We start from the raw sequence: 15301 nt of genomic DNA, 5'->3' as shown, positions 1-15301 counted from the left end.
GTTGTCAGGTAGGGTGGGCGGGCACCTTCCGACACGAAACAAGGACCGATTCATGACGCAGACTTCCCCTCGCTCATTGCTGGCCGCCCGTATCGGCCTGACCCTCGCCCTTGGCCTGCTGGCCATCCACGCCAGCGCCGCCCCCCACCCACAAGTGCAGAACGATGCGCAGCAATACCAGGGCGACGCCCTGAAACTGTTGGAGCGCCTGGTGAATATCGACTCGGGCTCCGGCTACGAGGCGGGGCTGGACCAGGTGAGCGACATCGCCATCGCCGAGCTGAAGAAGCTTGGCGCCAGCATCGAAAAAGTCCCCAACGGCACGGCCGGCGGCAGCCATGTGCTGGCCACGCTCAAGGGCACCGGCAAGGCCAGGATCCTGCTGATGGCGCACATGGACACGGTGTTCAAGGAAGGCACCGCGGCCGAGCGCCCGTTCCGCATCCAGGATGGCCGCGCCTATGGCCCGGGAGTGATGGACGACAAGGGCGGCATTGTCGCCGGGATCTACGCGCTGAAGGTCCTGGATAACCTCAAGTTCAAGGACTATGCACAGATCACCTTCCTGCTCGATGCCAGCGAGGAAACCGGTTCCGAGATCGCCACCGAGCTGATCAAGAAAACCGCCAAGGCCCACGACGTGACCTTGAACCTGGAACCGGGGCGCCCGGCCGATGGCCTGGTGGTGTGGCGCAAGGGCAGCGCCACGGCGCTGGTGGAGGTCAAGGGCAAGGCCGCTCACGCCGGCGTCGCGCCGGAGCTGGGGCGCAACGCGGCGATGGAGGCGGCGCACCAGATCCTGCAACTGGGCAAGCTGGGGGATGAAGAGAAGAAAACCACCATCAATTTCACCGTGCTCAAGGCCGGCGACCGGACCAATGTGATTCCCGACCAGGCCACCGCCAAGGCGGATGTGCGGGCAGCGGTGCCGGAGGAGTTCGACCGCATCGAGAAGGATCTGGCGCGGGTCTCGGCCAACAAGCTGATCGCCGACACCGAAGTCAAGACTACCTTGCAGCGCGGTTTGCCGCCGATGCCGCAGACCGAGAAGTCCGATGCGCTGGTGGCCATGGCCCAGGGCATCTACGGCGAGCTGGGGCGCAAGCTGACCATCGAGGGCAGCGGCGGGGCGGCGGACTCCAGCCTCTCGGCCGGCGTCGGCACGCCGACCCTGGATGGCTTCGGCATCGTCGGCGGCAATATCCACACCCCCGAGGAGTACGCCGAAGTCGAGAGCGTGGCGCCACGGATCTATCTGCTGGCGCGGATGATCATGGAGCTGTCGGCCAAGCATTGATTGCAGGAACAGACGCACTGCATTTTCTGCATGGCCGGACCCTGTAGCCGCTGCCGAGCCCGCGAGGCTGCGATCGACTGCGCAGCAGGCGCAAGGATCTCGAGACCGCTGGAGGACCTGCGGTCCTATCGCAGCCTCGCGGGCTCGGCAGCGGCTACAAGGGAATGGCTGCGGGCGCCTGCGATCCCTCTGCCTATACTCGAAAGCCTCGTCCCCCACAGCGGAGCCTTCAATGAGCAGCCACCTCACCGAATACGTCGACGCCAGCCCGGAAGTGCGGGCGGTGTTCGACGACATCATGCGCACCCGCCGGGTCGACCAGGTGAACAACTTCTGGAAATGCCTGGCGGCCCATCCGCCGACCTTGCGTCGTACCTGGGACAGCCTCAAGGAGATCATGGCGCCGGGGGCGCTGGATCCGCTGACCAAGGAGCTGATCTACGTCGCGGTCAGCGTCACCAACAACTGTCCGTATTGCATCGCTTCGCACACCGCCGCGGCGCGCAAGGCAGGGATGACGGAGGCGATGTTCGGTGAGTTGCAGGCGGTGGTCGGCATGGCTAACGAAACCAATCGCCTGGCCAACGGCTACCGGGTGCCGCTGGATGACGGATTCAAGCTCGAATGAGTCCGATGCGGCCCGTGGCGCCGCTCAGGCATCGGCCAGCGCCGTCCTTGGGCTTTCGGCCGCGGCCGCCTTGGCCTGGGTGGCCAGCAGCGGCACGGCGCGCACCAGGTCGCCGGGCTGCACTTGCAGGCGCTTGGCACTGAGGCGATCCACCAGCAGGCAGCCGGACACCAGGCGAGCGCGGGCGCGGGTGACGCGGCAGCTTTCCAGCCGGCGGTTGTGGATCAGCCAGGTCGGCGCGTCGTCGTCCGGGGTGCCGACCAGCAGTGGCAACACCTGGCTTTCGCGTACCGCGCGGACTTTGCTCAGCTCGGCCTCGATCACCGGCCCGCCGTCGAAGATGTCGATATGGCCCTGATGGGCAAAACCTTCGTGGCGCAGGATGGCCAGCGCCGCCTCGGCGTTTTCGTGGGCCTGGCCGATCGCGGCCTGGGCCGGTTCGCTGAGCAGGCAGGTGTACAGCGGCTGGCGCGGCAGCAGTTCGGCGATAAAGGGTTTGTGGCCAAGGCTGGACAGGTGGTCGGCCTGGACGAAATCCATCTGCAGAAAGTGCCGGCCCAGGCTGTTCCAGAACGGCGAGCAGCCGTTCTCGTCGCCCTTGCCGCGCAGCTCGGCGATCAGCTTGTCGCCGAACAGGTGCGGGAACTCGGCGACGAACAACAGGCGCGCCAGGGACAGCAGGCGGCCGTTGGTGTCACGGCGCTGGTCGGGGCGCAGGAACAGTGAGCAGAGTTCTGATTGGCCGGTCATTTCGTTGTTCAGGAACAGGGTCGGGATCTGCCGCCGGATGCCCAGGTGCGGCGCCGAATTGACGGTCATGCCGACCCGGTAGCTGTACCAGGGTTCGCGCAGGCCCACGGCGCCGGTCAGGGCGCTGATGCCGATCACTTGCTGGTCGTCGTCCTCGAGCACGAACAGGTAGTCGGCGTCGGCCCGTTCCACCTGCTCGGCAAAGGTCCGCTGGGCCCAGCGAATCCGGTGGGTCAGGCGCTCCTGGTTGGCCGGCAGGCTGGTCAGCCCCAGGCCTGCGCGCCGGGCCAGGGCCATCAACGCGGGCAGGTCGGTCACGCGTACCGGGCGAACGATCATGATGCAGCTCCTTCTGCGCGCCTGTTCAGGCGGCGAATGCAAACGTGTCCGGGGTTCTTCATAGGGCGACCAGCCGTACCGGGTCGCCGGTTTGCAGGTGCAGGGCCTGGAAGGTTTGCGGGTCAAGGTTGACCAGGTCCCCCGGTGCTTCGTCCAGGTGCACCAGGGCGGCCCGGTATTGCCCCAGCCGCTCGTTGCTCGCCAGCCAGGCCCGGCCGTTGCCGCTCTGCGGGCCCGGGCAGGCGTTGGCGATAAGGCTCTGGCGGATGGAGCGAACGCCGTTGTGGCGGGCGTACAGCGTCGGGCCGCCGTCGAACAGGTCGACATAGTGGTTGGCTTCGAACCCCTCGCGCAGCAGGATCTCGTAGGCCTCGCGACCCTGCGGGTGGACCTGGCCGATGCAGTCCTGGGCCGCCTTGGGCAGCATCGGGATGTAGATCGGGTACTGCGGCATCAGGTCGGCGAGGAAGCTGCGGCTTTGCAGGCCGCACAGGCGTTCGGCCTCGACATAGGGCAGGTCGAAGAAGTGCTTGCCCAGGGCATCCCAGAACGGCGAATGGCCGTCGTCGCTGCTGTAGCCGACGATCTCGGTGATGCTGGTTTCGGCGAAGCGCGAGCCATGGGCGGCGATGAACAGCAGGCGGGCCCTGGAAAGCAGCTCCGCCATCGGTGTGCCCACCAGGTCCGGGTCGATATGAAAGCCGCGCAGCAGGCTGTGGTTGCTCAGGTCCTGGCACAGCGACAGGGTCGGCACGCCGTGCTGCACGTTCAGCTCCCGCGAGCTGCTGACGAAGGGCCGGTTGCGCAGGCTGTAGAAGGGCGCGCAAAACCCGGCCATGGCGAGGATTTCCGAACAGCCGCGCAACTGGCCGCTGGCCGGGTCGTGCAGGACAAAAAAATAGTTCTCCGGCCCCGGAGCCTGCACGTTGGCGGCGAAGGAGGCGCAGGAGTCGAGAATCTTGTCCAAAAGGTGTTGTCGATCGTCCGGCAGGGACGTCACCCCCACCAGGCTTTCACGGGCCAGCCGTTGCAACTCCGGCAAATCGTCTGGCGCAACTGGGCGTAAGACCAGCATGGATGCACTCCTGTATCAAAATGATCGACGCCTGGTCGCGAAACCCGGGGCGCCGAACCTGACAATCACTGTCGGTTTCCACGCATTACTGCCACTGCCCGCATGGGCGGGCGGTGGCACGCAGGCACCTGTCGGCGCCCACTCGGATTCGCCGGAGCACCTTCATGGTGCCGCGGCGGCCGGGGGTGTTGATTAAAGTGGATCGGCCAGCGCCGTATTGGCGCCCAGCTTGTTGAGGAAAAACAGGTAGACCAGGCCGATGGCGATCCAGATGCAACCGAGTTTCTGCGCATCGACCCCCATGTTGTACATGATCGCGCAGACAATTAGAAAGCCGATCACCGGACAAATCAGATGCCGCAGTACCTGGGCCGACTGGTTGCGACGCCAGTAGTGATTGATCACGGTCAGGTGCAACAGCATGAAACCGCTGAGGGCGCCGAAGTTCACCAGGGAGGTAAGGGTGTCCACCGAGTTGATGAACAGGTAGCAGATCAGCAGCGACAGCACGGCCACCAGGTAGATGCTGACGTGTGGCGTGTTGTGCCTGGGATGGACCTTGGCCAGGATTTTCGGCAGCTTGCCGTCGCGGGCCATGCCGAACAGCAGGCGCGACACCGCCGCTTGCGAGGTGATGGCCACCGCCACGCCCCAGGCCAGCGCGGTGGCCACCGCGGTCAGGGTCGCCAGCCAGCTGCCGCCGGCGATTTCGGCGATCTCGTAGAAGGCGGTGTCGGCCGACTTGAAGCCCATGCCGGCGGCCAGGTCGGTGGCGATCCAGGTCTGCACCACGAAGATCGCGCCCATCACCAGCAGGGTGATCAGCGCGGCGCGGCCGACGCTCTTGCCCGGCTCGCTCTTGATCTCTTCGGCCAGGGTGGAAATGGCATCGAAACCGAGGAACGACAGCACGGCGATCGACACGCCCTGCATCAGCATGCCGAAGTGGAAATTCTCCGGGTGGTACAGCGGCGCCAGGGTCAACTGGCCGTTACCGGCGCCACCGTGCAGGGCATTCCAGGCGTAGAACAGGAAGATCCCCAGCACCACCAGTTGCGCCAGGAGGAACACGATGTTCATCCGCGCGGTGAAGGTGATGCCGCGCAGGTTGACGAAGGTGGCGCTGACCAGGAACGCGAGGATGAAGCCGACCTTGGGAATGTCCGGGTACAGGTGGTTCAGCGCCATGGCCGCGTAGACGTACAGCAACGGCGGAATCAGCAGGTAGTCGAGCAGCATCAGCCAGCCGGCGATGAAGCCGACATGGGGGTTGAGCCCGCGCTGGGCGTAGGAATAGACCGAGCCGGCGATGGGAAAGGCGCGGGCCATGCTGCCGTAGCTGAGGGCGGTGAAAAGCATCGCCAGCATGCCGATGATGTAGGCCAGCGGCACCATGCCCGGTGCTTCCTGGTTTACATAGCCGTAGACCCCGAACGGGGCGATGGGGATCATGAAAATCATCCCGTAGACCACCAGGTCGCGCAGCGTCAGGCCGCGCTTGAGTTCCTGTTTGTAGCCGAATTCTTCAATCTCCATGAAGAGGTTCTCCTTGTCAGCCAAAGGGGGGGCGGGAGCCTGTCGCTGAGGTCGAAGGACGACCTGCAGAGGCAAGCAATGTATTTGAACCTGGCAGGTTTAAAGACACGCCACGGCGGTTTTTTATAGTTGTTGTACCGGTACAGCAAACAGCTTTTTTACAACGACAGCTCCATCCTGATGTACAGCTTTTTCTACAACAGCGGCGCCAGATAATCCGTCCAGCACTGTATGGCCTGCGGGGTGCGCAGCAGGTCGTTGCGCACCTCGATCAATACTGAATCCAGCCCGCGGGCATCGCCGTGGGCCGGCACGGTCATGTCGCCCAGGGCGTCGATCTTGTACGGCTCGTTGCCGGCGATCTTCACGTCGTGGACCGACATGCCTTCCAGCAGGCGCCGGGCGTAACCCTCGGCGCGGTCGAACAGCACGCCCATCTCCAGCGTGCGGCGCTGGCCGTAATACAGCGGGGTAAAACTGTGGATGCCCACCACCCGCACCGGCCGGCCCGCGGCCAGGCGTGCGTCGATCAGCCCGCTCAGGCGTGCATGAAAGGGCCTGAACAGCTGCTTGCGGCGGTACTCGCGGGTGGCTTCGTCGAGGTGCTGGTTGCCCGGGATCTGGTAGATCTCGCTCTGCAACGGAATGCTGTCGTGGGCCTGGCACGGGCGGTTGAGGTCGATCAGCAGCCGCGAATAATTGGCCGTCAGCAGGGTGGCGCCGAGGGCCTGCGACAGGCTTTGCGCCAGCTCCAGGGCGCCGGGGTCCCAGGCGATGTGTTCACGCGCCGCTTCCGGGTCCAGGCCGAGGTCGTTGAGCGCCGCCGGGATATAACGGCTGGCGTGTTCGCAGACGAGGATCAGCGGGTGCGCGGAATCTTCCCGCAGCAGCCGGTAGGCCGGTTGGGTGTACAGCCCCAGTTCAGCGGTTTCAGTACAGGTGTGCATAGTGCTCACAGAGTTGGGCAGGGGTCAGGTGCTCGGTCAGTTCTACTTCCTTGTGTTTGACGGCGAAATAGGTGTCCAGCAGCGGGGCTGGCAGTGCTTGCAGCAGTTCCGGACAGTTGCGCAGGCAGTCCAGCGCCTGCGGCAACGAAGCCGGAAGGGCGACGATGCCGCGGTCCTGGCGCTGCTCTGCGCTCAGTTCGTCCGGCACTTCGTCGGTCACGGCGCGCAGTGGCAGCTTCTGTTCGATGCCCAGGCGCCCGGCGATCAGCACCGCGGCCATGGCCAGGTGCGGCGAGGCGGTGGCGTCCAGCGCGCGAAATTCCAGGTTGTACTGCGGCGCCACCGGCTTGCCGCCGAGGCTCACGGTGGGGCAGATGCGCAGCGAGGCTTCGCGGTTGCGCTGGCCCAGGCAGGCGTAGGAGGCGCTCCAGTGATGGGGCTGCAAGCGGGCGTAGGAAATCGGTGTCGGCGCGGTAAAGGCGCAGAGCGCCGGTAGGTACTTGAGCACCCCGGCGGCCCAGAATTGGCCGAGGGACGACAGGCTGTTGGCCCGTCCTTCCTCATACAGCACCGGCGCGCCGTCCAGGTCCTGCAGGCTCAGGTGCAGGTGCACGCCATTGCACACCGCGTGCTCCGCGGTCTTGGGCGCGAAGCTCAGGCCATGGCCGAGTTGCCGGGCGATCTCGCGGGTGATCTCGCGCACGTTCACCGCGCGGTCGGCGGCGGCCACGCCCTGGGTCGGGCGGCAGGTTATTTCGTATTGGTGCTTGCCGTATTCGGGCAGGAACATTTCCGGCTCGACGCCCGCGGCGCGCAAGGCGCTGAGCAGCCAGCCGCCGAAGTCCGCGCCCTGGCGCTGGGCCTGCAGGGAGAAGGCCAGGCGCTCCGGTTGCGCGGTGGCGCCGCGCAGGTTGAATTCGTGCTCGAAGGCGGCGGTGACCTGCAGCCCCAGCTCGCTGGCGTAGCGCTGCACCTCGTTGCGCAGCAGGGTGCGCGGGCAGGCGGCCCAGGGCTGGCCGTCGGTCTCGCAGATGTCGGCGTGGATGAAGTCCAGCGGCGAGGCGCTGGCGTCCGGGCCGTTGCCGACCTGGACTCGGCTGGCCAGGTCGGGGATCAGCCGCAGGTCGCCACGGGCGCCCCAGGGGTTGGGTTCGGCAATGATGTCCTGCGGGGTCAGCGCGCTGTTGGCCGGCACCCAGCCGCAGCCGGCGCTGGTGTAGCTGTCCAGTTCGTCGCTGGGGAACGAGCGGCCACGGCTGACGCCGATCAGGTCGGTGGTGAGCAGGGTGGTCATGGCCACAGGCCGCAACGGCTCGCTGTTCCGGCTCATGCCTGCATCTCCCGCAGGCGGCCGAGCACGGTCTGGGTGTCGGTGATCCAGCAGTAGCCCTTGATCGCGTTCAGGCAGGCCTGGTGCCGGGCGTCGGTGTAGGTGGCGCAGGCGTCTTCCACCAGGGTCACCAGGTAACCGCGGTCGGCGGCGTCGCGCACCGCCATGTCGACGCACTGGTCGGTGACGATGCCGGCGACGATCAGGTGGCGGGTCTGCAGGTTGCGCAGCACGTAGTCGATGTTGGTCGAGTTGAAGACCCCGGAGGAGGTCTTGGGCAGGACGATTTCGTTCTCCCGCGCTGCGAGCGGATCGATGATCGCCGCCTGCGGGCTGCCCTTGGGCAGGTGCATGTCCGACAGCTTGTGGTCCAGCGAACGGTCGCGGCCATCGGCGGTCAGGCTTTCGATAATGGTGTGCAGCACGTTCTGCCGGGCGCCGCGCATGGCCGCCAGGAGCTTCTGCTGGTTGGGAATCACCTGCTCGCGGGTGCGCTTGAGGAAGTACTCGGCGTCCGGCACCTGCAAATGCGGATCCAGCTGCGGCTCGAGCCAGGCCCGCTGCATGTCCACCAGCAGCAGGGCGGTGCGATCGAGGGTGAATGGCAGGTCGCGAGGCGATTGGTGGGGAAGGCAGACCATCCTTATTTGTCCTCCAGCAGGTGAGTGGCGAATTCGTTGCGCAGGGCGTCGATGCCCTCCAGGCGTCGGTCCAGGTCGGTGCTGCGCAGGGTCAGGCTGGCGACCAGCGCCTCGACCTGGGCCAGCGCCGGCACCAGGGTGTCGAAGGCCGAGGCCGACTCCACCGGGGCACTGATGATCAGGTCCGCCAGCTCCCGCAGGGGCGAGGCGTAGATGTCGGTGAACAGCACCACCCGCGCGTGCCGCGCCTTGGCCGCGCTGGCCACGCGCAGGGCCTGGCTCTGGTAGCGGCGGTAGTCGAACAGCAGGACGATGTCCTGGCGCTGCACGTCATACAGGCGGTCGGGCAGTTGCGCGTTGTCGTCCAGGGCCACGCAGCCGGGGCGCATCAGGCGCAGGTGATTGAGCAGGTAGCTGGCGAGAAAGTTGCTGAAGCGCCCGCCGTAGCAGTACAGCGCGTGCCGGCTGTCCAGCAGCCAGTCGACCAGGATGCGCACGTCTTCGGGCTGGGTCAGGGCCTGGGTCTGTTCCAGGCTGCGCAGGCTGCCTTGCAGGTAATGGCTCCAGGCATCGTCCCGGGGCACCTGGGCCCGCGGTTGCAACAGGGTGCTGGGCGAGCGCAGGCGAGCGTCCATGTCGCTGAGCAGCGCTTCCTGGAACTGCGCATAACCGCCGAAACCGAGTTTTTTCACCAGCCGCACGATGGTCGGGTCGCTGACGCCGGCGTGTTCGGCCAGCCGCGACATGGGCCCCAGGCCGTTGCGCGGGTAATGGTCGAGCAGGGCACGGATGACCTTGCGCTCCGAAGGCGTGAGGTCGAGGGCCGGGTCGGTGATCTGGTCTCTGAGAGACGGCATGAAAACGCCTTCGCAAGTGGATGTCGTTTTTGTTTCACTGAAAGTGAAAACAGTATTTATGTAATTTACGCTACATGTCCAGTGAAAAATAAAGGCGCCCTGAAATGCGCCAAAAGGGGGCGTGAAAGCCCGGGTTTATTGGGTGTTCGAGGTTTTTTGGGGCGCGCCGTCAGCGCGGCAGAGTGCCGCGAAAGGCGGCACTGAGGGCGCGCAGGGTTTCCTCGGAGCGGGCGTCGGTGGGCCGCGCAAGCAAGATGATTTCACTGACCGGCAGCACCGGCAGCCCGAGGCGTTCGCCGACTTCCACCGCGCCGGCCGGCGCCACCCGATGGGCCAGCGCTGCGACCCCGAGCCCGGCGCTGACCGCGGCGCACACGGCCATCACGCCGCCGCCGATAAAGACTTCGGTCCAGGCAATGCCGGCGTCGTCCAGCACCCGCACGGCGACATGCCGCACGCCACAGGGCGCGGCCATGGTCGCCAGCCGCAGCGGGGTGCCCGGAGCCTGCTGCCAGGCCGGCGCGGCGAACCAGCCGAAGCGCTCGGCCACCAGCACTTCGCCGTCCTGGCGCGCGCCTTCGTTGCGCACAATGACCGCGTCCAGTTCCTCACGGTCGAAGGTCGCTGTCAGGTCCCGGGAGGAGGCGATGCGCACCTCGATGATCAGCAGCGGATCGTAGGCGGCGATGCGGCTCAGCAGGTGCGGCAGTTCCGCGCCGGCCACGTGGTCGCTGATGCCGATGATCAGCCGTCGCGCCGGCGCCGCCTGCATGTCGCCCAGGGCCCGCTCATGGGCGCGCAGCAGGTCGCGGGCGGCCTGCATGAACTGCTCGCCGACCGGCGTCAGGCGCACATGCCGGGGCGTGCGCTCCAGCAGGCGATAGCCGAGGCGTTCCTCCAGGCGCTTGAGCTTGAGGCTGATGGCGGCCTGGGAGGTGTCCAGCGCCTGGGCGGCGCGGGTGAAACTGCCGAAGTCGGCGATCAGCACGAAGGCGTGCACGGTGTCGATGTCCAGCGGCTTGATGGGTTCGCTCATATCGAATGCTTATCGCAGATATATGTGTCGATATCTTGTTGTAATGGCTGGCCCTGCGCAAGCTGGCCACACCCTCAAGCACAGGAGCACCGCCATGTTGGCCAAACAGTATTCACACCGCTTGCCCGCCGATTACGACATGGGCGTGATCCGCCACCGCGCCGCGGATCGCGGGCCCTTGTGGGACGAGGTCGACGGGCTGCTGTTCAAGGTCTTCGCCGGGCAGGAGCGGGGCGTGCATGGTGCGCGGCATAACCTGTACGCCTCGATCTACCTCTGGGCCGACCCGGCGGGCGCCGCCCGGTTTCTCATGGGCAGCGGTTTCGACAGCGTGATCGACTCCTTCGGCCGCCCGCACATCGAGTCCTGGTTGCCCCTGGACTGGCGTCGCGGACGCGCCAACCAGGCACGGACGCTCTATCGCGAGGCGCTGGCGATCGATCCGCTGGCGGACCGGGCCAGGTTGCTGGCTGAACAGGTCGAACACAACCAGCGGCTGGCCGATGACCCGGATACCTTCGCCGTGTTCGTCGCCCTCGACCTGCAGGCCTGGGAGCTGGTGCGCTTCACCCTGTCGGCTAGCGCGCCCGACAGCGCGCGCGGCGCCGAACGCTACGAGGTGCTGTACCTGGCCCGGCCGGGGATCGCCAGCGCCTAGGTTCGGCTGCGACAAGTTGGGAATCCCTCGGCGGCCCATGATACAAACGCAGCCACATTGCCCACTGCGTCCATTCAACGTCGAGAGATTCCCCGTGCCGGCCACCCGCTTGACCCTGATCTGCCATGCCCGGACCGTCGCCCAGAAGCTGGCGCGTTTCCCGCTGGACGAACCGCTGGAGATGGACTGGCAGGCGCTGGCGGGTTCGCGGGCCGGCGCGTTCAAGGGGGCGCCGCGGCTGCTCAGCGGGCCGGAGCAACGGGCGCGGCAGACCGCCGCCCTGTATGGCGCCAGCGTGGAGGCGGTGCCGGCGTTGCGCGACTGTGGCATGGGCCGCTGGCAGGGCCTGTCCATTGACTCTCTGCAGCGCGAGCAGCCCGAGGCCGTGCAAGCCTGGCTGGCCGACAGCCAGTTGGCGCCCCATGGCGGCGAGTCGGTGGCGCAGCTGTGCGAGCGGGTCGCGGCGTGGCTGGCGTCGCTGTGCGAGCAGCCAGGGCATGTGCTGGCGGTGACCCATCCGCTGGTCATCCGCGCGGCGTTGGTGCACGTCATGCAGTGCCCGCTGGCCAGTTTCAATGCCATCGATGTCGAGCCGCTGGCCCAGGTCGAACTGCGCTTCAACGGGCGCTGGCGCTTGCGCCTGGACCAGCGCGATTAGCGGGCTTGGCTCGGCGTGGCCTGGGGTTTTTTTCGCGAGCAAGCTCGCTCCTGCAGAGGTGGCGCAAATCATTGTAGGAGCGAGCTTGCTCGCGATAGGCCGCCCGGCGGCCGCTTTGTGACGCGCCGCGACAACCCGGCCATACTCCATTTCCGATTCGCCATCGAGACCTGCCCCACGTGAAAACCCTCCTGATCATCGGCATCGGCGCCGGCAACCCCGACTACATCACCATGCAGGCGGTCAAGGCGCTCAATCGCAGCGATGTGTTCTTCCTGATGGACAAGGGCCAGAGCAAGGACGCGCTGATCGACCTGCGCCGGGAAATCTGCGAGCGCTACATCGAGCGGCCCGGCTACCGTTTTGTCGAAGCGCAAAGCCCGGAGCGGCTGCGCGGCGCCGAGGTGGATTACCAGGCCAGCGTCGCCGAGCTGAACCGCGACAAGCAGCGCACTTTCGAGCGGCTGATCGACGAGGAACTGGCGGACGGCGAAACCGGGGCTTTCCTGGCCTGGGGCGATCCGGCGCTGTACGACAGCACCATTCGCATCCTGCAGGCGATCCTGGCCAGCGGCCGCTGTGCGTTCGAGTTCGAGGTGATCCCCGGCATCACCAGCGTCCAGGCCCTGGCGGCGCAGCACAAGGTGCCGTTGAACCGCATTGGCCGCTCAGTGGAGATCACCACCGGCCGGCGCCTGGCGGCGGGGCAGGTGAGCGATGCCGACAGCCTGGTGGTGATGCTCGACGCCGAGGACTCCTATCGCCAGGTGGCGGACCAGGACCTGGAGATCTACTGGGGCGCCTACCTCGGCACGCCGGAGGAAATCCTGATCGCCGGCCGGCTCAAGGAGGTCGCGGGGCAGATCCAGCAAGTGCGCAAGGCGGCGCGGCAGGCCAATGGCTGGATCATGGACACCTACCTGCTGCGCAAGCCCGAGGATTGAGGAGGGCTGAGCTGGCCCTTTCGCGGGCAAGTCGGATCGCCGCCCGCACGCTCCTACGGGAGCAGCCCTTCAGTCACGCCAACGAAACAGGCTTCTGTAGGCGCGAGGCTGGCCCGCGATGACGTTCTCCCGCTCGGCCCATCGCTTGGCGACCACCTTCTCCCCACACCCGAACCGTTCGCGGTACGCCGACGACGGCAGCAGGGCGGCTTGCCCGACGCCTGAATGCGGAGGTGGATTTTATATAAGTATTTGTCGCATAAACACAATTTGCCTCCCGGACGCCGCTCTAGACTGCTGGCCACTTCGATTTCCCCCAATCGAACCTTTCTGCCAATAAAAGCCTCCGTCTACGGGAGTTATAAATGAAGAAGCTTGTACTGTTCGGTGCCCTGGCACTGTCCATGCTGTCCCTGACCGCCGTGGCTGACGATGCCAAGCCGATCCGCATCGGTATCGAAGCCGGCTATCCGCCATTCTCGATGAAAACCCCCGACGGCAAGCTCACCGGTTTCGACGTGGATATCGGCGACGCGCTGTGCGAGCAGATGAACGTCAAATGCACCTGGGTCGAGCAGGAATTCGACGGCCTGATCCCGGCGCTGAAAGTGCGCAAGATCGACGCCATCCTGTCGTCCATGACCATCACCGACGACCGCAAGAAGAACGTCGATTTCACCATCAAGTACTACCACACCCCAGCGCGCTTCGTGATGAAGGAAGGCACCGAGGTCAAGGACCCGCTGACCGAGCTCAAGGGCAAGAAAGTCGGGGTGCTGCGCGCCAGTACCCATGACCGTTTCGCCACCGAGGTGCTGGTGCCGGCCGGGATCAACCTGGTGCGTTACGGCTCCCAGCAGGAAGCCAACCTGGACATGGTGTCCGGTCGCATCGACGCGCTGCTGGCCGACTCGGTCAACCTCGATGACGGCTTCCTGAAAACCGACGCCGGCAAGGGCTTCGCCTTCGTCGGTCCCGAGTACAACGATCCGAAGTACTTCGGTGGCGGCGCCGGCATCGCCGTGCGCAAGGGCGATACTGCCCTGGCCGAGAAATTCAACACTGCCATTACTGAGATCCGCGCCAACGGCAAGTACAAGGCCGTGCAGGACAAGTACTTCAAGTTCGACGTCTACGGCGAGTAATTCGCCGGGCTGAAAAAGGCGGCTACCGTTTACCGGGGCCGCCTTTTTCATGAGTGCTATTTACCCCGTGCGATGGGGCGCTCCTGTAGCCGCTGCCGAGCTCGCGAGGCTGTGATCGACCCCGCAGGGGGCGCAGGAGCCTTGAGATCGCTGAAGGCCTTCGGCCTTATCGCAGCCTGCGGCAGCGGCTACAGGAAGCTCGCATCAACTGGCAGCGGACGACGACCTTTTCATGGCTGCGCAAATGCCTCAGGCTACGGCCCCCGCCGAACTCCATTTTTCTTCCGGAGCCCTTCATGCAACGCATCGACCATTCCCTGCCCTGGAGCCACCTGGGCACCCAGCGCCAGCTCAGCGTGTTCCGTTTTGGCGGCGGCAGCCGCAAGGTCTATATCCAGGCCAGCCTGCACGCCGACGAATTGCCGGGCATGCGCACCGCCTGGGAACTGAAAAAATGCCTGAGCGAACTGGAAGCCCAGGGGCAACTCAAGGGCGTGATCGAGCTGGTGCCGGTGGCCAACCCCATCGGCCTTGACCAGCACCTGCAAAGCAGCCACCTGGGACGTTTCGAAAGCGGCAGCGGGAAGAACTTCAACCGTGCCTTCGTCGAACTCAGCGGCCCGGTGGGCGACCTGATCGGTGACCGCCTGGGCAGCGATGCGGCGGTCAACGTCGCCTTGATCCGCCAGACCATGGGCGACGTCCTCGACCGCCTGCCAGCCCCGACCTCGCAACTCCAGGCCCTGCAACGCCTGCTGCTGCGCCATGCCTGCGACGCCGACATCACCCTCGACCTGCACTGCGATTTCGAAGCGGCGATCCACCTCTATGCACTGCCTCAGCACTGGCCACGCTGGCAATCCCTGGCCGCGCGGCTGAAGGCCGGGGTGGCGCTGCTCTGCGAAGACTCCGGCGGCAGCTCGTTCGACGAGTCCTGCTCTACGCCCTGGCTGCGCCTGGCCCGTGACTTCCCGCGGGCGGCGATTCCCCCGGCCAACCTCGCCACCACCCTGGAGCTGGGCAGCATGGGCGACACCCGGGTCGAACAGGCCCAGGCCAACTGCGAAGCGATCCTCGGGTTTCTCGCCGAGCAAGGGTTTATCGACGGCCAATGGCCGGCGACCCCGGATGCCTGCTGCGAGGGCATGCCGTTCGAAGGCACCCAATACCTGTTCGCCCCGCACCATGGGGTGGTCAGCTTCCTGCGCGAGGCTGGCGAATGGGTGGAGCGGGGCGATGCGATCTTCGAGGTGGTCGACCCGCTGAACGACATCGTCAGCGTGGTGCGCGCCGCCACCAGCGGCGTGCTGTTCGCCCTGGACCGCAGCCGCTACACCGAGCCGGGCATCTGGCAGGCCAAGGTCGCCGGCCGCGAACCGATCCGTAGCGGCAAGCTGACCAACGATTGAGACGTGCGCCGGCCTGATGATGGCCGAGCGTTTCCCCTGCTTGCAGGCCAG

General features: G+C 66.1%; 15 protein-coding genes. 7 read left to right on the top strand and 8 right to left on the bottom strand.

Features of this window, described 5'->3' with window-relative positions:
* Window positions 1-52 precede the first annotated feature (52 nt).
* Together AC07Y9_RS30825 and AC07Y9_RS30820 are read left to right on the top strand one after the other, a co-directional pair.
* Window positions 53-1297, top strand: coding sequence for a M20/M25/M40 family metallo-hydrolase (locus tag AC07Y9_RS30825; RefSeq protein WP_102681116.1), 1245 nt, complete (start codon window positions 53-55; stop codon window positions 1295-1297).
* A 232-nt stretch (window positions 1298-1529) separates the two neighbouring features.
* On the top strand, window positions 1530-1925 hold the full coding sequence (locus AC07Y9_RS30820) for a carboxymuconolactone decarboxylase family protein (protein WP_007932579.1): 396 nt from the start codon (window positions 1530-1532) through the stop codon (window positions 1923-1925).
* Window positions 1926-1949: 24 nt separating this feature from the next.
* Here AC07Y9_RS30820 and astA read toward each other — a convergent pair whose 3' ends face one another.
* From astA to AC07Y9_RS30780, 8 genes are all read right to left on the bottom strand, one after another.
* Window positions 1950-3014 carry an arginine N-succinyltransferase gene (astA, locus tag AC07Y9_RS30815; RefSeq protein ID WP_087088369.1) on the bottom strand — a complete coding sequence of 355 codons (1065 nt, stop codon included), beginning with the start codon at window positions 3012-3014 and terminating at the stop codon, window positions 1950-1952.
* A 58-nt stretch (window positions 3015-3072) separates the two neighbouring features.
* The gene (locus AC07Y9_RS30810) at window positions 3073-4089 is read right to left on the bottom strand and encodes an arginine N-succinyltransferase (RefSeq protein WP_102681115.1); all 1017 of its coding nucleotides are present in this window, start codon (window positions 4087-4089) and stop codon (window positions 3073-3075) included.
* 192 nt (window positions 4090-4281) lie between these two features.
* A complete protein-coding gene (locus AC07Y9_RS30805; protein ID WP_102681114.1) occupies window positions 4282-5625 on the bottom strand; it encodes an APC family permease in 1344 nt (447 codons plus the stop codon).
* Between the two features lie 194 nt (window positions 5626-5819).
* The gene (locus AC07Y9_RS30800; protein WP_102681113.1) at window positions 5820-6572 is read right to left on the bottom strand and encodes an N-formylglutamate amidohydrolase; all 753 of its coding nucleotides are present in this window, start codon (window positions 6570-6572) and stop codon (window positions 5820-5822) included.
* Complete coding sequence (locus tag AC07Y9_RS30795) at window positions 6556-7902, bottom strand: type I glutamate--ammonia ligase (protein ID WP_102681112.1); 1347 nt, start codon at window positions 7900-7902, stop codon at window positions 6556-6558. Before AC07Y9_RS30795 ends, AC07Y9_RS30800 begins: the two co-directional genes overlap by 17 nt.
* Complete coding sequence (locus tag AC07Y9_RS30790) at window positions 7899-8543, bottom strand: cysteine hydrolase family protein (protein ID WP_007932585.1); 645 nt, start codon at window positions 8541-8543, stop codon at window positions 7899-7901. The genes AC07Y9_RS30795 and AC07Y9_RS30790 overlap by 4 nt, the downstream gene beginning before the upstream one ends.
* Window positions 8544-8545: 2 nt before the next feature.
* Entirely contained in the window at window positions 8546-9400 is an 855-nt protein-coding gene (locus tag AC07Y9_RS30785; RefSeq protein WP_007932586.1) for a MurR/RpiR family transcriptional regulator, read from the bottom strand.
* 169 nt (window positions 9401-9569) lie between these two features.
* The gene (locus tag AC07Y9_RS30780; protein ID WP_102681111.1) at window positions 9570-10436 is read right to left on the bottom strand and encodes a LysR family transcriptional regulator; all 867 of its coding nucleotides are present in this window, start codon (window positions 10434-10436) and stop codon (window positions 9570-9572) included.
* Between the two features lie 94 nt (window positions 10437-10530).
* On the opposite strand from AC07Y9_RS30780, the gene AC07Y9_RS30775 reads away from it, so the two are divergent.
* The 5 genes from AC07Y9_RS30775 to AC07Y9_RS30755 all read left to right on the top strand — a co-directional run bounded on the left by AC07Y9_RS30775 (window position 10531) and on the right by AC07Y9_RS30755 (window position 15250).
* A complete protein-coding gene (locus AC07Y9_RS30775; RefSeq protein WP_087088361.1) occupies window positions 10531-11094 on the top strand; it encodes a DUF4865 family protein in 564 nt (187 codons plus the stop codon).
* 94 nt (window positions 11095-11188) lie between these two features.
* Entirely contained in the window at window positions 11189-11752 is a 564-nt protein-coding gene (locus AC07Y9_RS30770; protein WP_102681110.1) for a histidine phosphatase family protein, read from the top strand.
* A gap of 179 nt (window positions 11753-11931) precedes the next feature.
* Window positions 11932-12696: a precorrin-6A synthase (deacetylating) gene (gene cobF / locus AC07Y9_RS30765; RefSeq protein ID WP_092418533.1), complete on the top strand. Its 765-nt coding sequence runs from the start codon at window positions 11932-11934 to the stop codon at window positions 12694-12696.
* 365 nt (window positions 12697-13061) lie between these two features.
* Window positions 13062-13841 (top strand): ABC transporter substrate-binding protein, encoded by a 780-nt coding sequence (locus AC07Y9_RS30760; RefSeq protein ID WP_007932592.1) that lies wholly within the window; start codon window positions 13062-13064, stop codon window positions 13839-13841.
* 296 nt (window positions 13842-14137) lie between these two features.
* Window positions 14138-15250, top strand: a complete 1113-nt coding sequence (locus AC07Y9_RS30755; RefSeq protein ID WP_102681109.1) for a succinylglutamate desuccinylase/aspartoacylase family protein — start codon at window positions 14138-14140, stop codon at window positions 15248-15250.
* The last annotated feature ends 51 nt before the right edge of the window (window positions 15251-15301 follow it).

The sequence above is a fragment of the Pseudomonas sp. GW456-L12 genome (genome assembly GCF_059424045.1).
This window is presented reverse-complemented; position numbering and strand designations above follow the sequence as displayed.